The sequence below is a fragment of the Streptomyces termitum genome (assembly GCF_014650175.1).
Lineage (GTDB): Bacteria > Actinomycetota > Actinomycetes > Streptomycetales > Streptomycetaceae > Streptomyces > Streptomyces termitum.
In genome coordinates, this window is record NZ_BMUL01000013.1 from 54,942 (window position 1) to 77,689 (window position 22,748).

At 73.7% G+C, this 22,748-nt stretch carries 20 protein-coding genes; 15 read left to right on the forward strand and 5 right to left on the reverse strand.

Annotated features, from left to right (window positions below; translation table 11 throughout):
• Window positions 1-203 precede the first annotated feature (203 nt).
• From IE219_RS23260 to IE219_RS23280, 5 genes are all read right to left on the reverse strand, one after another.
• A complete protein-coding gene (locus IE219_RS23260) occupies window positions 204-812 on the reverse strand; it encodes a YdeI/OmpD-associated family protein (RefSeq protein ID WP_229849961.1) in 609 nt (202 codons plus the stop codon).
• Complete coding sequence (locus IE219_RS23265) at window positions 809-2,695, reverse strand: SRPBCC family protein (protein WP_189980647.1); 1,887 nt, start codon at window positions 2,693-2,695, stop codon at window positions 809-811. Before IE219_RS23265 ends, IE219_RS23260 begins: the two co-directional genes overlap by 4 nt.
• Window positions 2,696-2,752: 57 nt before the next feature.
• Complete coding sequence (locus IE219_RS23270; RefSeq protein WP_189980649.1) at window positions 2,753-3,241, reverse strand: SRPBCC family protein; 489 nt, start codon at window positions 3,239-3,241, stop codon at window positions 2,753-2,755.
• Window positions 3,238-4,827 (reverse strand): aldehyde dehydrogenase family protein, encoded by a 1,590-nt coding sequence (locus IE219_RS23275; protein ID WP_189980651.1) that lies wholly within the window; start codon window positions 4,825-4,827, stop codon window positions 3,238-3,240. The genes IE219_RS23270 and IE219_RS23275 overlap by 4 nt, the downstream gene beginning before the upstream one ends.
• A gap of 166 nt (window positions 4,828-4,993) precedes the next feature.
• Window positions 4,994-5,986 (reverse strand): LuxR C-terminal-related transcriptional regulator, encoded by a 993-nt coding sequence (locus tag IE219_RS23280; protein WP_189980653.1) that lies wholly within the window; start codon window positions 5,984-5,986, stop codon window positions 4,994-4,996.
• A 239-nt stretch (window positions 5,987-6,225) separates the two neighbouring features.
• Here IE219_RS23280 and IE219_RS23285 point away from each other — a divergent pair, with 239 nt between their 5' ends.
• From IE219_RS23285 to IE219_RS23355, 15 genes are all read left to right on the forward strand, one after another.
• Window positions 6,226-6,411 carry a hypothetical protein gene (locus IE219_RS23285; protein ID WP_189980655.1) on the forward strand — a complete coding sequence of 62 codons (186 nt, stop codon included), beginning with the start codon at window positions 6,226-6,228 and terminating at the stop codon, window positions 6,409-6,411.
• Window positions 6,404-7,384 (forward strand): NAD(+) diphosphatase, encoded by a 981-nt coding sequence (nudC, locus tag IE219_RS23290; RefSeq protein ID WP_189980657.1) that lies wholly within the window; start codon window positions 6,404-6,406, stop codon window positions 7,382-7,384. The genes IE219_RS23285 and nudC overlap by 8 nt, the downstream gene beginning before the upstream one ends.
• A gap of 174 nt (window positions 7,385-7,558) precedes the next feature.
• Window positions 7,559-8,788, forward strand: coding sequence for an ATP-grasp domain-containing protein (locus IE219_RS23295; RefSeq protein ID WP_189980659.1), 1,230 nt, complete (start codon window positions 7,559-7,561; stop codon window positions 8,786-8,788).
• Entirely contained in the window at window positions 8,785-10,083 is a 1,299-nt protein-coding gene (locus IE219_RS23300) for an ATP-grasp domain-containing protein (protein ID WP_189980661.1), read from the forward strand. The genes IE219_RS23295 and IE219_RS23300 overlap by 4 nt, the downstream gene beginning before the upstream one ends.
• A gap of 107 nt (window positions 10,084-10,190) precedes the next feature.
• Window positions 10,191-11,483, forward strand: a complete 1,293-nt coding sequence (locus IE219_RS23305; RefSeq protein ID WP_189980663.1) for an ATP-grasp domain-containing protein — start codon at window positions 10,191-10,193, stop codon at window positions 11,481-11,483.
• A 26-nt stretch (window positions 11,484-11,509) separates the two neighbouring features.
• Window positions 11,510-12,778, forward strand: a complete 1,269-nt coding sequence (locus IE219_RS23310) for an ATP-grasp domain-containing protein (RefSeq protein ID WP_189980664.1) — start codon at window positions 11,510-11,512, stop codon at window positions 12,776-12,778.
• Window positions 12,775-13,767, forward strand: a complete 993-nt coding sequence (locus tag IE219_RS23315) for an asparagine synthetase A (protein ID WP_189980666.1) — start codon at window positions 12,775-12,777, stop codon at window positions 13,765-13,767. Before IE219_RS23310 ends, IE219_RS23315 begins: the two co-directional genes overlap by 4 nt.
• An 89-nt stretch (window positions 13,768-13,856) precedes the next feature.
• Window positions 13,857-15,134 carry a glutamate synthase-related protein gene (locus tag IE219_RS23320; protein WP_229849975.1) on the forward strand — a complete coding sequence of 426 codons (1,278 nt, stop codon included), beginning with the start codon at window positions 13,857-13,859 and terminating at the stop codon, window positions 15,132-15,134.
• 22 nt (window positions 15,135-15,156) lie between these two features.
• On the forward strand, window positions 15,157-15,963 hold the full coding sequence (locus tag IE219_RS23325) for a HalD/BesD family halogenase (protein WP_189980669.1): 807 nt from the start codon (window positions 15,157-15,159) through the stop codon (window positions 15,961-15,963).
• Between the two features lie 29 nt (window positions 15,964-15,992).
• On the forward strand, window positions 15,993-17,171 hold the full coding sequence (locus tag IE219_RS23330) for a fatty acid desaturase (protein ID WP_189980671.1): 1,179 nt from the start codon (window positions 15,993-15,995) through the stop codon (window positions 17,169-17,171).
• Window positions 17,168-18,517, forward strand: coding sequence for a phosphoribosylamine--glycine ligase (purD, locus tag IE219_RS23335; RefSeq protein ID WP_189980673.1), 1,350 nt, complete (start codon window positions 17,168-17,170; stop codon window positions 18,515-18,517). Before IE219_RS23330 ends, purD begins: the two co-directional genes overlap by 4 nt.
• Before the next feature lie 61 nt (window positions 18,518-18,578).
• Complete coding sequence (locus IE219_RS23340; RefSeq protein ID WP_189980675.1) at window positions 18,579-19,943, forward strand: aspartate aminotransferase family protein; 1,365 nt, start codon at window positions 18,579-18,581, stop codon at window positions 19,941-19,943.
• Window positions 19,940-20,557: a rhodanese-like domain-containing protein gene (locus tag IE219_RS23345; protein WP_189980676.1), complete on the forward strand. Its 618-nt coding sequence runs from the start codon at window positions 19,940-19,942 to the stop codon at window positions 20,555-20,557. Before IE219_RS23340 ends, IE219_RS23345 begins: the two co-directional genes overlap by 4 nt.
• A gap of 356 nt (window positions 20,558-20,913) precedes the next feature.
• Window positions 20,914-21,384 carry a cobalamin B12-binding domain-containing protein gene (locus tag IE219_RS23350; RefSeq protein ID WP_189980677.1) on the forward strand — a complete coding sequence of 157 codons (471 nt, stop codon included), beginning with the start codon at window positions 20,914-20,916 and terminating at the stop codon, window positions 21,382-21,384.
• On the forward strand, window positions 21,384-22,745 hold the full coding sequence (locus IE219_RS23355; protein WP_189980679.1) for a methylaspartate mutase: 1,362 nt from the start codon (window positions 21,384-21,386) through the stop codon (window positions 22,743-22,745). The genes IE219_RS23350 and IE219_RS23355 overlap by 1 nt, the downstream gene beginning before the upstream one ends.
• Window positions 22,746-22,748: the final 3 nt, after the last annotated feature.

Consider the following 22,748-nt stretch of genomic DNA (forward strand, 5'->3'; position numbering starts at 1 on the left):
GCGTCTCCCCCCGAGGGTCCCCCGCGGAACCCGTACGAAAGGTGAATGCTACTGGGGACGGCGGGAGTTGGCGGGTTCTCGACGCCGGTTCGGTCCGCCGTCCGGGCCCGCACCGGCCCGACGTGCGCGGCGGGACCGCGACGCGGGCCGGCGGGTGGCCGGTTCCGTACGCTCCGGGGACGGCGGTCCCCCGGGGGCGGGGCTCACGCGCCGCGCCGGGGCCCGTGCGGCGGCTCGCCGGCCGCCAGCCGGGCCACGTACCCGTCGATCCGGCGCGCCCGGGTCTCCGGCCGCACGGCCTTCGCCACGTTCAGCAGGATCTGGTACCGGCCGCTGCGGGTCAGCGTCTCGTAGCCGGCGGCCGCGGCGGGGGAGGCGTCGAGCGCGGCCCGCAGGTCGTCGGGGACCTCCGCCGTGCTCTGCGGGGCGTACGCGGCCTCCCACCGCCCGTCGGCCCTGGCCAGCTCGATCTGGGCGAGGCCGGCGGGCCGCATCCGGCCCTCGGCGATCAGCCGGTGGGCCTTGGCCCGGTTGATCCGGGACCAGGGGCTGCGCCGCTTGCGGGGCGAGAAGCGCTGGGCCCACCAGCCGTCCGGTACGTTCCCGGAGTACGCCTTGCCGTCGATCCAGCCGTAGCACAGGGCCACGTCCAGGGCCTCGTCGCGGGTGACCGAGGCCGCCGGGGTGCCCTTCTTCGGCAGCGCGACCCACACCTCGTCCGCGTCCCCGTGGTGCTCCTCCAGCCAGGCGGCGAACGCGGCGGGGGAGTCGCAGTACAGGCTCCCGTCGGTCATCGTGGCGCCGCCGTTCACGCGGCGGTCTCCACGTCCACCGGGGCGGCGGCCCGCGCGCCCTGGCGCAGCTCCACCGGGGCCTGCCGCTCCTGGAGTTCGGCGGCTGCCTTGACCCGCTCCAGGGTGGTGTGGATGCCCTGGCGCAGCTCCTCGGTGTGGTTCTCGTAGCCGCCCAGCATCATCTTCGCGAAGGACGCGGTCCGCTTGCGCTGGCCGGTGTTCTGCCCGGTGACGTCCCAGCGCTCGGTGAGCAGGGTGCCGCCGGCGCCGTCGGGCTCCATGCGGTAGCCCCAGCGCACCCCGTTGGTGGTGGTGTGGAAGGCGAAGGCCCTGCCCCGCTCCCACTCCTCGACCGTGTTGGAGGTGACCCAGCGGACCCGGCCGCGGCGGTTGTGGCCGGTGAAGCGGGCGCCGACGCCGCGCTCCTCGCCGCGCCAGGCGCAGCGGCGGCACTCGGGGCTCCAGTCGCCCATCCGCGTCACGTCGCTGACGAGGTCCCAGACCGTCTCGGGCGAGGCGGCGATCCGGACGGTCACCTCCTCCGGCGGGGCGACCGGCGCGAGGCCCTTGCGGAGCGCCCGGCGGGCCAGCCGGGCGCCCTCGCGGCGGGCGCCGCGCAGCTCGGCCAGGTAGGGGTAGTGGTCCACCTGCATGGTGTGCCGCTTGGAGGTCACGTACCGCTTGGCGAGCTTCTCCTTGTACCGGGTGATCTCCCGCAGCATCGCCTCCTTCGGGGGCAGTGCCGCCCGGCCCTGGAGCAGGTCGGCGATCCAGTGCGACTGGGCCTCGGCGAGCACGGTGGTGGCGCCCAGCGGCTGGAAGAGGCCGACGAAGTACAGCCCGTCGTGGTGGGGGTCGGCGACCCGGTGGAAGAGGGAGACGTCGTTGTCGGTGGGGGCCATCACGGAGGCGTCGAGGAAGGGGAAGCTGACCTTGTAGCCGGTGCTGTAGACGACGGCGTCGATCTCCTCGCTGCTGCCGTCGGTGAAGTGGACGGTGCCGCCGTCGAAGCGCTCGATGTTCGGCTTGACGGTGATCCCGCCGTGGCCGAGGCGCGGCAGCAGGGTCTCGGAGACCGTCGGGTGGGAGTTGAACAGCTTGGCGGTGGGCTTCGGCAGGCCGAAGTCGGTGACCTTGCCGATGGACATGCGCAGCAGCGCGGCCATCACCCAGCGCTGCGTCTCGCGCGGCATGACCCGGGTGATGAAGGGGCTGATCATGTCGTCGCCGGGCTTGCCGAACATGTACTTGGGGAAGACGTACCCGCCGCTGCGGACGGAGAGGAAGGTGCGCTCGGAGACGGCGGAGGTCTCCACCGCGATGTCGGAGGCCGAGTTGCCGAAGCCGAGGACGAGGACGCGCTTGCCCGCGTACTCCTCGGGGGTCCGGTAGTGGTGGGAGTGGGTCTGGGTGCCGGTGAAGGTGTCGGCGCCGGGGAAGGCCGGCTCGGGGTCGCGCGGGTCCCAGTGGTGGCCGTTGGCCACGAGCACCGAGCCGTAGCGGCGGGTGGTCTCCTCGCCGGTGTCGCGCTGCCGGGAGGTGACGTCCCAGCCGCCGCCCTCGGCGGGCTCCACGTGGGTGACCAGGGTGCGGAAGGAGATCGCGTCGCGGAAGCCGAAGTGGTCGACGTAGTCGTCGAGGTAGCGGGCGATGCGGGCGTGGTCGGGGTAGTCGGGGTAGTCGGCCGGCATGGGGTAGGCGCGGTACTCGGACAGCTTCCTGGACGTGTTGATGTGCAGCGAGCGGTAGCCGGAGGACATGCCGTTGTCGTTGCCGTAGCGCCAGTTGCCGCCGACCTCCGAGCCGGCCTCGTAGCAGTCGAAGGCGATGCCGCGCTCGTGCAGGACCTGGCAGGAGGCGAGCCCCGACCAGCCCGCGCCGATGATGCAGACGTTCTCCATGGTGTGCTTCTCCTTGGGGGATGTACGGGGCGGGGCGGGGTGCCCCGGGGGGAGCGGTCAGGCGCGCCGGACGTACGCGGCCGGGTCGCCCAGCCAGTGGGCGCCGCCGGTGACGCGGACCTCGCCGCCCGCCACCGCGGACAGCGCCTGGTGGGCGGCGCGGACCAGGACGACGCCGACGGCGGAGTCGATCGCGCCGGCGAGGTGGGGGACGGAGGTGCGGTAGCCGACGGTGAGGACGACCTCGCTGCCGCCGGGGACGTCGACGGCCGTCCAGGCCCCCTCGTACTCCTGGAAGTCCCCGTCGGTCTGTGTGAAGCCGAGGCGGTACGGGGTCCCGTCGGGGCCGCCGGTCCGCTCGACGCGCTGCGTCCAGCGGGCGGTGCCGCCGCGGAAGGCGAGCTCCCAGCTCTGGAGCCCGTCGCCGGTGTCGGAGACGGACCGGACGTCCGCGGCGTGGGCGGTGAGGAACGCGCCGTCCGCGAGGCGCTCGACGACCTCGGCGGCCGGGGCGGCGACGGTGGCCTTCAGGGTGCGGGTCGTCATGACGTGGGCTCCTTGTCGGCGGCCGGACGGAGGATGCTGACGGCCTGGAGCCGTGTGGTGCGCAGCATGGGGTGGCTGGCCTCCCCGAAGGCGCCGCCGGTGAGGCCGGGGCCGCCCTGGTTGGGCAGGAACGGCAGGAAGCCGCTGTGCGAGTCGTTGATCTTGAGGTTTCCGGCGTTGGTGACGCCGTCGAGGAAGCGGTCGGCGGTCGGGCCGTCCTGGGTCCAGACGGAGTTGCGCAGCCCGTACGCGTTCGAGTTCACGAAGGCCAGCACCTCCTCCAGGAGCTCCTCGTCCGAGGCGCCCGGCTCCGGCACGATGACCGGCAGCAGCGGGAAGAAGGTCTCGTCGCGGACCACGGAGAGCGACCGGGCGTCCTTGAGGCCCTCGACGCGGACGATGCTCGGCTCCACGAAGAAGCCGGTCTCCGACGGGGTGCCGTCCACCTCCAGGCGGCGGCCGCCGTGGACGAGGGTCGCGCCCCGGGACAGCGCCTCGCCGAGGCAGCCGTAGAACCAGTCGACGCCGAGGACGGGGGTGAGGACGACGCTCGGGTCGTCGGGGAAGCCGGGCCGGATCTCCCGGGTGACGGCGGTCAGCCGCTCCAGGAGCTCGTCGGCGATCGCCGGGTGGGCGACGACCTGGTTGGGCACGTTGCAGATCTGGCCGGAGTTCAGGAAGAACTGGGCGATGGTCTCGACGGCGGCGTCGAGGTCGGCGTCGTGCCAGACCACGCAGCAGTCGTTGCCGGCCAGTTCCAGGACGGGCTTCTTGCCCGCGGCGATCGCGTCGGCCTCGAACTCCATGCCCTTCTTGCTGCCGCCGAAGTAGAGCACGTCGTCGACGTGCTCGCTGGCCAGCCAGGTCTCCAGGGCGGGCGCCCCGCAGTAGGCGTTGACCGTGCCGGCGGGGGCGCCCATCTCCTCCAGGACCGGGGCGACCACCTCGCGCATCGCGTACATGCAGCTGAGCGCGACCCCGCGCGGGGCCCGCACCACGACGGTGTTCCCGGCGATCAGGGCGGCGAGGCCGTTCAGCGCGTTGACGGTCGCCGCGTTCTGCGGCGGGTTGATGCACACGACCCCGTCCGGGACGCGGCGCAGGATCATCTCCCGCTCGCCGTCCGACCGCCGGAACTCCAGCTGCTCGCCGCACCATTCGAGCGTCTCGCGGCTCCAGCTGGTGAAGGGGATGCCGGTGAGCATCCCCTCGGCCGCGGACCGGGGCGTGCCCTCCGCGACCAGGATCTCGACGAGCGGCTCCCGGTGCTCCAGCAGCCGCTCCCCGATCCGCCGTCCGATCTCCAGGCGCCGCGCGAGCGGCACCCGGCGCCACTCCCCGGCGGCCCGCGCCGCCGCCTCCAGGGCCCGCGCCGCCACCTCCTCGTCGGCGACGACGCAGGCGCCGACGACGGCGTCGCCGGCGGTGGCGGGATCGACGGCGCCGCTGTCGAGGTCCTGCTTGAGGCGCAGGCCCGCGAAGGTGTCCTCGATGAGGAAACGCGCGGTGACGGTGTGCACGTGACGGGGATCGTCACCGGTGACGTCCCGCCCGCCGATGTAGGCCGGATAAACCCCGAACTTCATGTCGCCCCCTTCGGTCAGACCCCATGCGGCTGACGTGTGCTCTCACGCTAGGGCGGCGCCGGGGACCGGGACATGAGTCCGTGATCAGGGCTTCTTATCGGCGTGATGGGCCGGGGAGGGGGCTGCGCGCGGGGCCCGCCGCCGGGGCGATCGGCGGCGGGGGAGGTCAGGGCGCGGGGGAGAGGGTCAGGGTGTCGCCGAGGAGGCCCCGGGTGGCGATGAGGTAGCCGAGCTGGGCGCGGCTGGTGCTGCCGAGGCGGCGGGAGAGCCGGCTGGTGTGGTCGGCGACGGTGCGGCGGCTCATGCCGAGGTCGCGGGCGATCTTCTCCTCGGTGTAGCCGGTGATGAGCATGCGGGCGAGGGCCCGTTCGAGGTCGGAGGCGACGAGCTGGGGGCGGCGGTCGTGGGAGGGGGTGGCGGGGATGCCGCGGGCCCAGGCGTGGTCGAAGACGTTGGAGAGGAAGCGGACCACGGCGGGGTCGCGGATCTCCAGGGCCTCCTGCTCGTAGGAGGAACTGGTGGGAATGAACGCGACCGTCCGATCACAGATGATCAAACGGTCAAACATTTCGTCGAGTGTGCGCACCTCGCCGCCCGCGTCCACGATCGTGCACATGTACTCGAAAGTCGGCTGGTGCATGCGGACCGCGTGCTGGTAAAGAGTGCGCTGGCACACTCCGCGTTCGATGAGCTCGATATTGCTCCGGAGTGAATTCTCCAGTATTTCGACGGGTCTTCCGCCGCCGGGCTGGGCCGTCATGAGTTCCGTCGTGCAGGCACCGACGGCGGCGTCGATGGCCGCCTCGATCAGCGAGGTCCCCCGCAGCAGGGTCAGCCGGGGCTGCCGGGAGTCTGTCACCTCGCTGTAGGCCTGCTCGACGACGTCGAAGGCCGCCGTCAGTTCCTCGATCAGCCGGGTCCTGGCCGCCATCTCCTCGCGGTGCGGCCGGAGGGCCAGGGACGAGGCCACCGCGGCGGGCACCGGGACCAGCCCCTCTCCGTCCGGGGACTCCTTCAGCAGTCCCAGCCGGAGCAGACAGGGCGGTGCGGAGGAGGGGTCGGTGGACTCTCCCGTCGCGACCGCCGAGCGGTAGTGCGCCAGACCCCGGGTGCAGGGCTGTTGCCGACCGCAGTCGTCCGATTCACATACTTCTGGCATGCTATGAACCCCCGCGTGAGTGTGCGATGCGTAGTCATGCTAGGGCGCTCGGTTGCACCGCTTCCAGCGCCTTGGGCAGACTTCCGGTGTCGAAGCACGGGGGTGCGGAAACGGGACGGCGGCCGACAGGGGCCGCTTCTCCCGAAAATTTCCGCAAAGGAATTCTGATTTCCGGGAAACGCCCGTGCGACACCTTCGGCCCGCCGCCGGAGGAATGCGCAGACCTGGATAACGGAGAAATGATGAAGACGCGTTCGCTGTCCCTGATCCGCCGGTCGGGCACCGGTGCTCTCCTCGCCGCCGCACTGTTCACCGCCGTCGTGCACGCCGCCCCCGCCACCGGCGCGGTCACGGCGACCGTGGCGGACCACGGCTGGGGCCCGGCGCCCTCGCCGAACCCCGACGCGGGCCGCCCCCTTGCCTGACGCGCCCCCCGGCCCCGCCGGACGGTACGACGGACTCGCGTACAACGACCCGCCGCGCGGCGGATCCCGGTACGCCTCCGAAGGCCCGTCGGCACCCACCGCCGACGCCCTCCTCGTCCCGCTCCACCGAGACCGCTGCCTCACCCGCGGCGGACAGCCCCTGCTGCCCGCCGCGAGCCCCGGGGGCCGTGCCGTCCTCGCCGCCGCCCACCAGCTCGTCCTGCTCTCCGCCGACCGGAGCGGGACCGGCGACCGGAGCGGGACCGACGGAGAGGACGGGACCGACGGAGGGGCCGGGGGCGAGGTGTGGGGGGCCGACCTCTCGCACCTCCCCGAGGAGACCGCCGCCCGGCTCGCCCAGGACGCCGAACCCATCGGCGTGCGCGGACTCTTCGGAACCCTGCCGGGCGCGCGGGCCGGACTGCTCGCCCGCGCCTCGGGCCTGCTGCACTGGCACCGCACCCAGCGGTACTGCGGCACCTGCGGCGCCGCCACCCGCTCCCGCCCCGACGGCTCGTACCGCGAGTGCACCGGCCCCGGCTGCGGGAAGGAGCTGTACCCGCGACTGGAACCCGCCGTCATCGTCCTCGTCGAGGCCCCCGGCCCCGACCCCGCCTGCCTGCTCGCCCGCCACCGGGGCGCCGGGCCCGACCACTACTCCCTCGTCGCCGGCTTCGTCGAGGTCGGCGACAGCCTGGAGGGCGCGGTCCGCCGCGAACTCGCCGAGGAGGCGGGCGTCACCGTCGACCGCGTCGTCTACCAGGCGTCCCAGGCGTGGCCCTTCCCCGCCGGCCTCATGGTCGGCTTCCGGGCGGTGGCCCGCACCCGGGACACCGCGGTCGACCACGACGAACTGCTCGAAGCACGCTGGTTCTCCCGCGCGGAGGTCCGCCGCCGCGCCCTCGAAGGGCCCGGCCTGGGCCCCGCCGACTCCATCGGCCACGCCCTGCTGACCGCCTGGCTGGCCGAGTAGCACCGCCACCACCCCGCGCCCCGCCCCGGGGCCGTCGTGCGCGCGCCGACCCGCTCGGCGCGCCGCACCCCCTCGCCCTGCCCGAAACGGGCCCGCCCGCCGCATGCCCGCCATGCCCGCGGACCCGCACGCCCGCACACCCGTATGCCCGCCCCCGAGCGAGAGTTGAGTGCCGTGGAAACCATCCTGATCGTCGGCGGACGTCCCGAGACCCTGGTCAAGGCCAAGGCGCTCGGCCTGCGCGTCGTCTTCCTCCAGCACCGCGACCGCATGATGGACGGACACGTCGAAGCCTCCGACGCCCTGTTCATGGTCGACTACACCGACTGGGAGCAGACCCGCCCGATCGTCGACGCCGTCCACCAGGTCTACAAGTTCACCGCCTGCGTCTCCCTCGGCGAGCAGGCCATGGAGACCGTCGGCCGCATCAACGACCGCTACGGCCTCGGCGGCACCCCCGAAGCCGTCTCCACCCTCTACAAGGACAAGCTCCTCATGCGCGCCCACCTCGCCGAGCGGGGCGTCCCCAGCGCCGCCGCCGCCGAGGTCGACAGCGCCGCCGCGATCGGGGAGTTCGGCCGCGAGCACGGCTACCCCGTCGTCCTCAAGCCCGTCGACAACACCGCCAGCCGGGGCGTCGTCGTCATCGAGCGCGCCGAGGACGTCGCCGCCGCCTGGGAGGACGCCGTCGGCCTGCGCCACCGCGACGACCTCGTCCTCGGCCAGTTCTTCCCCGTCGGCCGCTACATCGTCGAGGAGTACCTCGACGGCCCCGAGTACAGCGTCGAGTCCTTCTCCTTCGGCGGCCACCACGCGATCGTCGCCATCACGGAGAAGTACACCATCGGCGTCGTCGAGGACTCCCACGCGCTCCCCGCCCGCCTCTCCCCCGAGGTGGACGCCGAGGTCGCCGCCTACGTCCGCGACTTCCACACCGCCATGGGCCTGCGGGACGGCGTCGCCCACACCGAGATCAAGATCACCTCCAAGGGGCCGCGGGTCATCGAGTCCCACGACCGGCTCGGCGGCGAGCGCATCGTGGACCTCGTCATCGACGCGTACGGCATCGACCTGGAGCAGTACGCCACCGCCGCCCCCTTCGGCCTGCTGCCCGTGCTGCCCGAGCGGCCCACCGCCCGGCGCGGCGCCGCCACCGCCTTCTTCCGCGCCGTCCCCGGCGTCGTCACCGGCTTCAGCGGCACCGAGGCCGTCCTGAACGACCCCGACCTCCTCGACCTCGACGTCTTCGTCCGCCCCGGCGACCGGGTCGACGAGGTCGTCGACAACTTCGGCCGCAGCGGACAGGTCCTCACCACCGGACCCGACACCGACACCGCGTTCGCCACCGCCCACCGGCTCGCCTCCCTCATCACCGTCGAGACCACCCCGGAGCACCGCCCGTGACGGCCCGCGACGACCGCGCCCCCGGCGGCCCCGCCCCCGCCCACCTCGTCTTCGTCGAGTGCAACACCAGCGGCTCCGGCTTCGAGGCCCTCGCCGCCGCCAAGCGCCTCGGCCACCGCGTCTCCTTCCTCACCACCGGCCTCGCCGCCTACACCGACGGGGCCGGGGAGGGACTCGACCCCGCCCTCCTCGACCGGGTCGTGCCCTGCGACACCGACGACACCGACGCCGTCGTCGCCGCCGTCCGCGCCCTCCACCGCGAGCACCCCGTCCACGCCGTCCTCACCATGAGCGAATGGCACGTCCTCGTCACCGCCGAGGCCGCCCACCGGCTCGGCCTGGCCGGCTCCGGGCCCGAGGCCGTCGCCGCCGCCCGCGACAAGTCCCGCACCCGCCGCCTCTGCCGCGCCGCCGGCGTCCCCGTCCCCGGCTTCCGCCGCGTCGAACGCGGCGAGGCCCTCGACGAGACCGCCCTCCCGCTGCCCTGCGTCGTCAAGCCCGTCGACGAACTCCTCTCCATCGGCGTCAAGCTCTGCCACACCGCCGCCGAGGCCCGCGCCCACGTCCACCACCTCCTGGAGGAGCGCGACCAGACCTACCGGGGCCGGGCCCGCACCCCCGCCGTCCTCGTCGAGGAGTACCTCGACGGACCCGAGTACAGCGTGGAGACCCTCACCTACGAGGGCACCACCCGGGTCCTCGCCGTCACCCGCAAACTGCTCTCCCCGCCGCCCGCCTTCGTCGAGACCGGGCACGCCGTCCCCGCCCCGCTCACCGACGAGGTCCGCGCCGCCTGCGAGAAGGTCGCCGCCGACGCCCTCGCCGCCCTCGGCTACACCTTCGGCTCCGCCCACGTCGAACTCCGCGTCACCGCCGAAGGACCCCGGCTCATCGAGGTCAACTGCCGCCCCGGCGGCGACCGGATCACCCGCCTCGTCACCCTCGCCACCGGTGTCGAACTCGTCGCCGAACAGATCGGCATGCACCTCGGCCGGCCGCCCGTCGCCGCCGGCCGCGCCGCCGGACGGGGCGCCGCGATCGTCTTCCTGCCCTCCGTTCCCGGCCGCGTCGACGCGATCACCGGCACCGCCGCCGCCCGCGCCGCCGAAGGCGTCGTCGACGTCGGGATCTACGTCGCCCCCGGCACCGAGACCGGCAGCAGCGGCGACAACACCGACCGCTTCGGCCACGTCATCGCCGTCGGCCCCACCTCCACCGTCGCCCTCGCCCGCGCCGAGGCCGCCGCCCGCACCCTCGCCCTCACCGTCGCCGCCCCCGCCGCGGCCCTGAACTGACCCACCGGCACCCGCCGCCCCGCACCCGCCCGCGCCCACCGGCCCCGCGCGCCCGCCCGCACCCGCCCGCGCCGGCGCGCCCCTCCGCGCCCGAACAGGAAGCCTCCATGACTCCCACCTTCGTCATGCTCGAAATGCTCAACCCGATGCTGGAGGTCGCCCGCGCCGCCAAGGCCCGGGGCCTGCGCATCGTCGTCGTCAACAACACCCCGCTCCAGACCGAGGGCCCGTACGCCGTCCCCGAGGGCTTCGTCGACGAACTCGTCACCGTCGACTCCTGGGCCGACCCGCTGGAGATCGAGAAGGTCCTCCTCGACGTCCACCGCCGCCACCACGTCGTCGGCACCTACGCGGGCTTCGAGCCGGTCCTCCCGTACGACGCCGTGCTCCGCGAACTCGCCGGACTGCCCCACACCGGCGCCGACGACCTCCGCGCCCTCCTCGACAAGAACCAGGTCCGCGACCGGCTCCGCGAGCACGGCCTCACCACCCTCGGCTCCGCCACCCTCGACGAGGCCCTCACCTGGACCGAGTGGCCCTGGGCCGGACGCGCCGTCCTCAAGCCCGCCAACGGCACCGGCAGCGCCCTCTGCTTCATCGTCGACGGCCTCGACCAGCTGAGGAAGGCCGTCGACACCTTCGACGAGGTCGAGATCGCCCACCCCCTCATGCGGGAGTACATCACCCGCACCCGCGGCTACGTCCTGGAGGAGGAGGCCAAGGGCGAACTGCTCTCCGTCGAATCCCTCGTCTGCAAGGGCGAACCCCACCCCATCGGCCTCATGGGCCGCTACGTCCTCGCCAAGGACCCCGTCGTCGAGATGGGCTTCCAGTTCCCCTACCACCACCCCCGCGCGGCCGAGATCTTCGAGAAGGCCAAGGACATCCACCGCGTCATGGGCTTCCACAACGGCGCCACCCAGATCGAGATGATGGTCCCCGACGAGGGCCCCGTCGAACTCATCGACTTCAACCCCCGGCTGGCCGGCACCGCCTCCATGGTCCTCTTCGGCGAGGCGTACGACCGCCCCTACGCCGAACTCCTCGCCGCCCTCGGCCTCGGCGAGGACATCGACTTCGGCTTCATCGGCGACACCGTCCGCTACGGCTCCGAGATGATCCTGCTGCCGCCGCCCGGACTCACCCGCTACGAGTCCGTCGACTTCCCCGAGCCGACCTTCTGCCACCGCCGCTCCCGCAAGCCCGGCGACGAACTCTCCGGCCGCGCCGACCAGCTGGACGGCATCGGCATGTTCGTCATCACCGCGCCCACCGCCGCCGAACTCCACACCGCCGCCCTGCGCGCCCGGCGCGAGACCCGGGTCAACGGCGACCCCCTCGGCGACAACGAGAACAACGTCCTCGCCGCCTCCCCCCACATCGGCCGGGACCTCGCCTGACCACCCCCGAAGCCTGGAGCACCCCTGTGAAGACCGCCGTCATCCTCTCCGCCCGCGGCATGCCCATGTTCCGCCCCGACCTCGTCGAGGACCCCGACGCCAAGCGCCTCGTCCTCATCGTCTCCGAGGTCGAGTGGGCCGCCACCCCCGAGCACGTCCGGGGCTACTTCGACCGGGTGTACGTCGAGCCCTGCGCCTACGACGACCCGCCCGCCCTGCTGACCTCCGCCGTCGCCCCGGACGCCGTCCGCCGCGCCCTCAAGGAGGTCACCTCCGACCCCGGCGCGGGCACCGTCACCCTGCACTGCTACGACGAGCTCTTCATGATGTTCGCCGCCGAACTCCGCGAGGAGTTCGGGCTCGGCGGCCCGCACCCCGCCGACATGCTCCCCTACCGCGACAAGTGCGTGATGAAGGAGAAGCTCGTCGGCTCCGGCGTCCGCTTCCCCCGCTTCCACCGCTTCGACAAGGAGCACCACGCCCGCGACCGGGCCGGCCACTTCACCTGGATCGTCGCCGAGGTCGGCCTCCCCTTCATCCTCAAGCCGGTCGACTCCGCCGGCAGCGAGGGCGTCCGCCGGATCGACTGCCGCGCCGACTTCGCCGCCCTCCCCGAGGAGCTCGAAGGCGCCTGGGAGGTCGAGGAGTTCGTCACCGGCACCATGTACAGCGTCAACCTGGTCACCGAGGGCGGCCGGACCGTCTTCGGCGGCGTCACCGAATACCTGGTCAACACCCTCGAAGTGGTCCAGGGCCGGGTCAACGCCGACATCAACCTGCACGACGACGATCCCCGCGTCGCCCGCATGGTCGCCTTCGCCGAGCAGGCCCTCGACGCCCTGGGCCGCATCGACGGCTCCACCCACCTCGAACTCTTCCTCACCCCCCGGGACGAACTCGTCTTCCTGGAGGTCGGCGCCCGCTTCAAGGGCCTCGCCGGACTCGCGGCCATGCAGCGCAACTACGCCGCCGCCATCGTCAACATGACCCTCCAGGCCGAGTCCGGGATCACCAGCCGCCCCTACCCGCACCCGCCGGAGTACTGCTTCGACGCCGTGATCCCCAAGCGGGCCGGCCACGTCGAGGCGCGCAACGAACCCGTGATCGAGAGCCCCTACGAGATCACCTGGAAGGTCCGCGAGGGCGACGAACTCGCCTCCACCGACTCGCTGTTCACCGCCGGAGGCACCTTCCTGGTCTGGAACGAGGACTACGAGGTCCTCTACCGCGACTTCTACGCCCTCGCGGACTACCAGCCCCTCACCTACCGCCAGCCGAAGGACGAGCCCGCGTGACGACCACCGCCCCCACCGCCCCCGCAGGCACCCGCGCCCACCTCACCTCGGACGCCACCCGCGCCGTCCTGCGGATCCAGCAGCGCATCCTCGCCGCCACCCGGACCCTGCTCACCGGCGACGGCTTCGCCGAACTCCTGCCGCCCGTCATCGGCCCCGTCACCGACCCCGGCGCCCGCGGCGCCAAGCAGGTCGACATCGACTACTACGGGCACCGCTGGAAGCTCATGACCAGCGGCATCCTCTACAAGCAGGCCAGCCTGCTCACCTTCGACAAGATCTTCAACGTGGCGCCCAACGTCCGCCTGGAGCCGCTGGAGACCGCCACCACCCACCGCCACCTGGTCGAGTTCCACCAGATCGACGTGGAGATCGCCGGGGCGACCCGCGAGGACGCGATGGCCGTCGCCGAGAAGGTCGTCGCGGGCGCCGCCGCCGCCGTCCTCGCCGACCTCCCCGCCGAACTCGCCCTCCTCGGCCGCGACACCGACGCGCTCGCCCGCATCGCCGAGGGCGGCTTCGGCGTCCGCCGCCACGACGAGGCCACCGCCGCCCTGCACGGACTGGGCCACCCCCAGGACGACCACGCCGAACTCGACTGGACCGGCGAGGAACTCCTCTCCCGCCACGCCGACCGGGGCTTCTTCGTCACCGACTACCCCAAGGGCTCGCGCGGCTTCTACGACCGCGAGGACGAGGACCGCCCCGGCGTCCTGCGCAACTTCGACCTGGTCCTCCCGGAGGGCTTCGGCGAGGTCATCAGCGGCAGCGAGCGCGAGTCCGACTACGCCCGGCTGCTCACCCGCATCCGCGAGACCGGCGAGAACCCCGCCAAGTACAAGTGGTACCTCGACCTCGCCCGCGAGGGCCTCCCGGCCAGCGCCGGCTTCGGCATCGGCCTGGAGCGCCTCACCCGCGCCGTCGCCGGACTCGACGCCGTCTGGCAGGCCACCGCCTTCCCCAAGCTGCCCGGCGTGGTGTCCCCGTGACCGTCCACGCATCCGATACGGCTCCGGCGCCCGGTACGGCCCCGGAGCCCGGGGACGGCTCCGTCGCCCGGCTCTCCGCACCCGGCTGGGTGGAGGGGGCCGTGCGGGAGCGGGCACGGCGGGGCGCCGCCGCCGTCTTCCCCGACCCGGCCGGCTACGGCAGCGTGCTGCACGGCGCCCCGGCGTCCGCGCCCGCCCCCGCCGACCAGCTGGACGCGCTCCGGCTGGTGCCGCCGGTCTTCGTGCCGCACCGGCTGGAGCGGATGCTGGAGCTGGGGGAGGAGCCGCTGCCCCAGCACGTGGACCTGGAGACCGGCGTCGGCGGCTTCCGCGCCCCGCTGCCGGTGTACGTGAGCGCCTTCGGGTCCACCCGGGTCGCCGCCTCGGACCTCGGCACGGCCGTGGCCCGGCAGGCCGGCCGGCTGGGCGTCCCGATGGTCATCGGCGAGAACGTCGTCCCGGTCGGCGGCTACGGCCGGCTCGACGGGGAGCGCGCGCACGGCTCCCTGCTCGCCCGGATCACCGCCTACCGGGAGGCGGCCCGGGACACCGGCCTCGGCGGCGTCGTCGTCCAGCAGTCCACACAGGACGCCGACGCGGAGGTGTGGAACCTGGTCTACAGCGACCCCACCGCCTCCGGCCTCCTCGACGAGGGCCGCCTCGCCTTCGAACTGAAGGTGGGCCAGGGCGCCAAGCCCGGCCTCGGCGGCCTCACCCTGCTGAGCCGCTCCGACGCCGCCCGGCTCGCGGAGCAGTACCGCAGCGAGGAGCTGTACGGCCCCGGCTCCGACACCGTCCTGCGCCACGGCACCCCCGGCACCTTCACCGAGGAGATCCTGCGCCAGCAGGTCCGCCTGATGCGCAACAACTACCCGCGCGCCCGGGTGTGGGTGAAGCTCCCGCCCGGCCGCGACGTGGGCGAGGCCGCCCGGACCGCCTGGGAGGCGGGGGCCGACGCGGTCACCGTCGACGGCGCCGAGGGCGGCAGCGGCTGGGCCCCGACCGCCTTCCTGGACCAGGTGGGGCTGCCGCTCGCCGAGTGCCTGTCCCGCGTCCCGGCCCGCGGCGGCGCGCTGCTGGCCTCCGGCCGGATGTGGGAGGGCGGCCGGGCGGTCAAGTGCCTGGCGCTCGGCGCCCGCGCGGTCGGCCTGGGCCGGGCCGCGCTGCTGGCCGCCGACGAGGACCCCGAGGAGGGCCTGGTCCGGCTGCTGGACGCGCTCGCCCTCGAACTGCGGCTGCTGCTCAGCGCCCTCGGCAAGTACCGCCCCGGGGACCTGGCCGCCGAGGATCTGTGGCTGCCCCAGCCGCCGTTCCTCCCGGCCCCGGCCCCGGCCTTCCCTCCGTACGACCCGTTCACCACCCGCTGAACCGAGCACTGGAGACATGGACATGACCCTGACCACCGACCAGTCCGCCCCCGCCGGGCGCGTGACCGCGCGCACGCTCGGCACCCTGCTGGAGGAGCACCTGCGGGAGCGGTACACGGCCGCCGACCGCGCGGAGCTGAAGGAACGTTTCGACAGCGACCACCTCGTCCCGCTGCGCGGCTTCCTCTCCCCGGAGCTCCTCGACGCCTTCCGCGCCGAAGCCTTCGGGATCATGGACGGGCACGGCGTGCAGCGCGACCTCGTCCTGAAGATCACCGACGGCACCCCCCGCCACATGCGGACCGTCGGCCAGCCCGTCATCAAGGAGCACGGGCCGCTCATCGACGCCTTCTACTTCTCCGCCGCCACCAAGGACTTCATGTCCGAGGTCGTCGGCGAGGAGGTCTTCACCTGCCCCTACGCCGGCGAGCACTACGTGATCAGCCGCCTCGACCGCAGCGGCGACACCCACGGCTGGCACTGGGACGACTACACCTACGGCTTCATCCTCGTCCTGGAGGCCCCCGAGTACCGCGACGGCGGCTTCGTCCAGGGCGTCCCGCACACCTCCTGGGACAAGGAGAACCCCGACGTGTACGGGGCGCTCCTCAACAGCCGCGTCCACTCGTACCACATGGCCGCCGGCGACGCGTACATCGTCAAGACCGACACCACGATGCACCGCGTCCACCCCATCCGCGGCGAGGCCCGCCGCACGATCGTCAACATGACCTGGGTCTCCGCCGAGGACCTCACCGTGGCCCGCACCCACGAGACCAACGACATCCTCTTCGGCGGGGCCGGTGCGGACCCCGTCTCCGAGAAGTGACAGCGCGGCGAGAAGGGCGACGCAACACCATGACGACGCACGACACCACCCCCCGCACCGACGAACCCGCCACCACCCCGAGGACCACCCCCCGGGAGACCATGCGCGGACTTCCCGGCATCCTCCAGCCCTACCTCACCTGGGTCACCGGCACCCCCCTGGAGGGCGGCCGGCAGATCATCGCCTGGAGCCCCAACAAGGCGGGACTCCTCGGCCTCGTCCAGATGGCCGGCGGCATCGCCCTCGGCGCCTGGAGCCTCCACCCGCTGACCGGCTGGTCCATACCCCTGCTGGTCCTCGCCACCCTGCTCACCACCGGCGGCATGCGCCGCCTCGACGTGGTGATCGTCCACCAGACCCTGCACCGCATGTTCGCCCGCTCGCACGCGGTCAACCGGATCGTCGGCGAGGTCATCACCACCGTCTTCTGGCGCAGCCCGTACGACGAGAACCGCAAGGAGCACCTGCTCCACCACCAGTTCCCCTGCTCCATGAAGGACGGCGACACCCTCTACCTGCTGTCCACCGGCATGCGGCCCGGCATGTCCCGCTCCGAGTACCGGCGCTACCTGTGGTGGAACCTGGTCTCGCCCAAGCACCACGGCTCCTTCACCTACAACCGGTTCAAGGGCAACTTCTTCGGCCCGATGCCGCTCTACCGCCGCGTCATGGCCCTGGTCTGGCTCGCCGCCACCGTCGCCTTCGTCGCCCTCACCGGCTGGTGGGCCGAGTACCTGATCCTGTGGGTCCTCCCGCTCACCTACTGCTTCCAGAGCGCGACCTTCCTCTACACCCACACCGAGCACCGCTGGTGGATCTTCTCCAACGCCGAGAAGCTCACCAAGAAGGAACGCGACCACCTCACCTTCGGCCGCATGTGCGGCGAGCCCGTCCCCGGCCCCGACGTCACCGGCGGCGGCCGCCGCGCCGCCGCCTGGACCACCTGGTGGTTCCGGATGCTCGTCGTCCACCCCGCGTACCGGATGTTCGTCCTCGTCGGCGACACCGTCCAGCACGACCTGCACCACATCCACCCCAACTGCGACTGGGCCAACTCCGCCTACGTCCGCAGCCACGACATCGCCGAGGGCTCCGACCGCTACAGCGACGTCTGGGGCTCCCTCGTCGACCACCTGCACGAGGCCGGCATGGTCGGCCAGCCCCTCGACCGGCTGCTGACCCCCGAGCGGATGAGTGAGAAACGATGACCACCGACCACCCGACACCGGGGACCGGCCGCCGGATCCTCGTCCTCGACGGCACCGGCCGCGGCCACGCCGTCTGCGAACTCTTCACCCGCACCGACCCCGAGGCCGTCGTCTACTACGCCCCCGGCTGCGACGTCGTCGAGCACGACCGGATCGTCCCGGTCGGCTCCCTGTCGCTGACCAACCCCCGGCCGACCCTCGAATTCCTGGCCCGCAACCCGGTCGACCTCGTCTTCGTCTCCCACATCGACGCCCTCTCCCGGGGCTTCGTCGAGATCCTCCGGGCCTTCGGCCACCGCGTCATCGGCCCCTCCTCCGAGGCCGCCGCCCTGGAGGCCAGCAAGGAGCGCGGCAAGCGCTTCTGCCTCGACCACGGGCTGCCCACCGCCGCCCACCGGTCCTTCACCGACCCCGAGGCCGCCAAGGCGTACATCCGCTCCCTGCCGTACGCCTGCGTCGTCAAGATCGACGTCCTCACCCCGGACGGCGACGGCGCCGTCGTCTGCGACACCGAGGCCGAGGCGACCGCCGCCGTCGACGCCTTCGCCCGCGCCTACGGCGACGCGTTCAAGGTCGTCGTCGAGGAACGCCTCACCGGCCGCGAACTCTCCGTCTTCGCCCTCCTCGACGGCGAGAGCGCCCTCCTCTTCCCGACCGCGCTCGACTTCAAGCGCACCCTGGACCAGGACGCCGGCGGCAACTGCGACGGCATGGGCTCCGTCGCCCCCCACCCCGCCGCGAGCGAGGCCCTCCAGCAGGAGATCCGCACCGTCCTGCTGGAACCCCTCATGCGCGGCATCGCCGCCGACGGCCTCGACTACACCGGCTTCGTCTACCTCGGCACGATGATGACCGACGACGGACTCAAGGTCATCGAGATCAACGCCCGCTTCGGCGACTCCGAGGCCGAGGTCGTCCTGCCCTCCGTCACCAGCGACTTCGGCGCCCTGTGCGAGGCGGTCCTCGACCGCCGCCTGCACCTCGCGGAGCTGCGCACCGACGGACTCGCCCGCTGCTCCGTCGCCCTCACCCAGGGCTGCCTCGACCCGGCGGACCCGCAGGCACCGCCCGGCTGGCCGTTCGGCGCCTTCGAGACCGGCCAGGAGGTCCACGGCCTCGACGCCGTCGACCCCGCCGAGGCCGATGTCTTCTACGCCAACCTGCGCCGCGACGCCGACGGTCGCCCCGTCACCTCCGGCGGCCGGGTCGTCCACGTCGTCGGCCGGGGCACCACCGCCGACGAGGCCCGCCGGGCCGCGTACCGGCAGGTCGGGCACATCTCCTTCCGCGGCATGCGCCACCGGGACGACATCGGGGCCGAACCCGCCGTCGTCGTCCACCACTGACCCTGTCCCGAGCCCTGGAACCCCAGGCGGTTAGGCGGTAACACCCATGACAGTCACGACCATGACGGCGTCCCCCGGGGCCCTGGAGGTCCCGGCGACCCCGCCGGCCGCCCCGGCGCCGGTCCCGGCCGGCGCCGCCGCCGCGGCGACCGTGGAGCGCCACGAGTCCCGGGTCCGCTCGTACGCCCGCTCCTTCCCGGACGTCTTCACCTCCGCCAAGAACGAGGTGCTGCGCTCCGCCGACGGCACCGAGTACCTCGACTTCCTCGCCGGAGCCGGGACCCTGAACTACGGGCACAACCCCGAGCCCGTCAAGCAGCTCCTCATCGACTACCTCCAGAACGACGGCCTCACCCACGGCCTCGACCTGGTCACCGCCGCCAAGGCCGACTTCCTCGACGCCTTCTCCCGGTACGTCCTCGCCCCCCGCGGCCTCGACCACCGGGTCCAGTTCGCCAGCCCCTCCGGCACCAACGCCGTCGAGGCCGCCCTCAAGCTCGCCCGCCTCACCACCGGCCGCGCCCCCGTCGTCGCCTTCGGCGGCGGCTTCCACGGCGTCAGCACCGGCGCCCTCGCCGCGACCGGCTCCGCCCACTACAAGCAGGGCCTCTACGGCACCCTGCCCACCACCGTCCACCTGCCCTACCCGGACTCCCCGCTCGGCGCGTTCGACTCCCTCGACCTGCTCCGCCGCCTCGTCGAGGACCCCTCCGCGGGCATCGAGAAGCCCGCCGCGGTCCTCGTCGAGACCGTGCAGGGCGAGGGCGGCGTCTACGTCGCCTCCGACGCCTTCCTGCGCGGCCTGCGGGAGTTCTGCGACCGGCACGGCATCCTGCTGATCGTCGACGACATCCAGGCCGGCTGCGGCCGCACCGGCGCCTTCTTCTCCTTCGAGCGCGCCGGGATCGTCCCCGACCTCGTCACCCTCTCCAAGGCGATCGGCGGCTACGGCCTGCCCATGGCCGTCGTCCTCATCAAGCCCGAGCACGACATCTGGCTCCCCGGCCAGCACAACGGCACCTTCCGGGGCAACCAGCTCGCCTTCGTCGCCGCCGCCGCCGTCCTGCGCCACTACTGGGCCGACGGCACCGAGGGCGCCTTCGTCCGGGACGTCCGCGCCAAGGGCGCCGCCGCCCGCGAGCACCTCGCCCCGCTCGCCGCCCGCCACGGCATCGCCGTCCGGGGCCTCGGCCTCATGCTGGGCCTCGACTTCACCCGCGCCGCCGCCGGCGTCACCGCCGCCGAGGTCTCCCGCGCCTGCTTCGAGGAAGGGCTGATCGTGGAGACCTGCGGCCGGGCCGACGAGGTCCTCAAACTGCTGCCGCCGCTGACGGTCACCGACGAGAACCTGCGGCGCGGCCTCGACACCGTCGTCCGCGTCGTCGACCGCCTCGCGGCCCGCGACGCCGAGGCGGTGACCGCGTGAGCCAGGACACCGACCGCGCCCTGTGGGCCGAACTCTCCGACGAGGAGAAGCGGGTGCTCGCCATCCGCCCCGCCGACCCCGCCGAGGCCCTGGCCCACTTCACCGGCCGGCTCCGCTTCGAGACCGACCCGTACGACGTGGCCGCCGACCAGCGGGCCGGACACGGCGGCTTCACCGTCCTCGACGTCCGCCGCCGCCCCGCCTACGACGCCGAACACGTCGCCGGAGCCGTCCACTTCTCGCACCACGACATGACGCCCGAGGCCCTCGCCGCCCTCGACCCCGACCAGGTGTACGTCACCTACGGCTGGGGCCCCGGCTGCAACGGCGGCATCCGGGGCGCCGCCAAACTCTCCGCGGCGGGCCTGCGCGCCAAGGAGATGATGGGCGGCCTGGAGTACTGGAAGCGGGGCGGCTACCCGACCTCGGGCACCGCCGCCGCCGAAGAGCCCGCCGGGGCCGCGGACGGCGACACGGCCGTCACCGGACCCCCGTCCGCCGCCACGACCGATTCCCCGGCCGCCGCCACGGCCCCGTCCGCCGCCGCCGCGGCGGCAGCGGCCCGCGCCGCCGCGGACGCCGCCCCGGCGCTCCGCAACGGCTGCTGCATCTGACCCCGCCCGGCGCCCGCTGCCGCCGCCACACCGCACCCGGAGTGGCGGCGGCAGCGGTCTGTCCGGCCCCCGCCGACCCGCCCCGCCGCACCGAGCGGCCGGACGGACGGCGGCCCCGCCGGTCCTTCCACCCGCCCCACCCGCACCGTCCGCTCCACCCGTTCCACTCACCCCACCCACCCCACCCCACTCACCCCACCCACCCCACTCACCCCACCCGCACCGTCCACCCGGACGGACGGCCCGTCCGCTTCCCGGTCCGCCGGACGGGCGGACGACCCCGCCCGCACCGGCCGCCCGGACCGCCCGGCCCGCCGGTCACCCCGGCCCGCCCGCTCCCGAGAGGAACCGCACCCATGAGAGCGCAGCTCTCCCCGACCCCGACCGGCCGCCGCATCCTGCTGTCGACCGTCTCCTCGGACGCCCACACCTGGAACCTCGTCTTCCTCCAACTCCTCCTCGAAGAACTCGGCCACGAGGTCGTCAACCTCGGCCCCTGCGTCCCCGACGACCTCCTCGTCGAGACCGCCGCCGCCGAACCCTTCGACGCCCTCGTCATCAGCACCGTCAACGGCCACGGCTGCCTCGACGGCGCCCGCCTCGCCCGCGCCCTGCGCGCCGACCCCCGCACCGCGCACCTCCCCGCCATGATCGGCGGCAAGCTCTCCACCCGGGGCCCCGACGACACCTCCTACGTGCGGGAACTCGCCGAGGCCGGCTTCGACGCGGTCTGCGTCGACGGCGCCCCCGAAACCCTCCTGCACTCCTTCCTCGGCGCCCTCCCGCCCGCCGCGCCGGTCCGCGCCCTGCCCTCCGGGACCTCCTGATGAACACACCCGCCGTCTTCCCGGCCCCCGCCGCGCCCGCCGCCCCCGGCGGCGCCGACCTCGGGGAGTACGTCCGCCGCCACGCCGCCGCCGACCTCGTCGTCCAGCCCCGCATGGGCATGTCCGACCCGGAGGAGATGGCCGCCGGGGTACGGGCCGTCGCCGGCGCCCGCGCCCGTACCGTCGCCACCCTCACTATTGACAGCTACACCCGGGTCGGCGACGAGTCCGGCGCCCGCGACGCGCTCGCCCGCCAGGGCCGCATCAACGGCTACCCGATCACCGTCCACGGCCCCGAGCGGACCGCCGCCGTCGCCGCCGCGGCGGGCGACCGGCCCGTCCAGGTCCGGCACGGCTCCGCCGCCCCCGGCCCCATCTTCCGCACCCTGGTCCGCGCCGGGCTCTCCGCCAGCGAGGGCGGCCCCGTCTCGTACTGCCTGCCCTACGGCCGCGTCCCGCTCGCCGAGTCCGTCGCCCACTGGCGCGACGCCACCGAGCGGCTCGCCGGGGAGTGCGACGCCCTGGGCCGCCGCGCCCACCTGGAGACCTTCGGCGGCTGCATGCTCGGCCAGCTCTGCCCGCCCTCCCTGCTCCTCGCCCTGAGCGTGCTGGAATCCCTCTTCTTCGTCCGGCACGGCGTCCGCAGCGTCTCCCTCAGCTACGCCCAGCAGACGCACCCGGTCCAGGACCTGGAGGCGCTCGCCGCGCTCCGCCGCCTCGCCGACCGCCACCTGCCCGGCGAGATCGACCGGCACCTGGTGCTCTACACGTACATGGGAGTCTTCCCGGAGACCCGCGACGGCGCCGAGCTCCTCAACGAGCACAGCGCCGAACTCGCCGCCCGCGCCGGGGTGGAGCGGCTCATCGTGAAGACCCCCGCCGAGGCCCACCGGCTGCCGACGGTCCCGGAGAACGTCCGCGCCCTGCGCCGCGCCGCCGACGCCGCCGCCCGCGCCCGCACCTCCTCGCTGCTGCCCCGCGCGCACGACACCGACCACGGCGCCGTCCTCGAAGAGGCGGACGCGCTGATCGGGGCCGTCCTGGAGCTCTCCGACGACATCGGCACCGGCCTGCTGCGCGCCTTCGAACAGGGCCTGCTCGACGTGCCGTTCTGCCTCCACCGCGACAACCGGGGCGCCACCCGCACCGCCGTCGACCCCACCGGCCGCCTGGTCTGGGCCGACCCCGGCGCCCTGCCGCTGCCCCGCCGCACCGGCCCGTCGGCCCCCCGCCGGGTCCGGGCCGCCGAACTCCTCGGCATGCTCCGCTACACGGCCGACCGGTACGACTCCCTGGGCGCCCTGCACACCCGCCCCCGGCCGCTGCCCCGCATCCGGGAGTCCCTGCTCACCGCCTCCTGACCC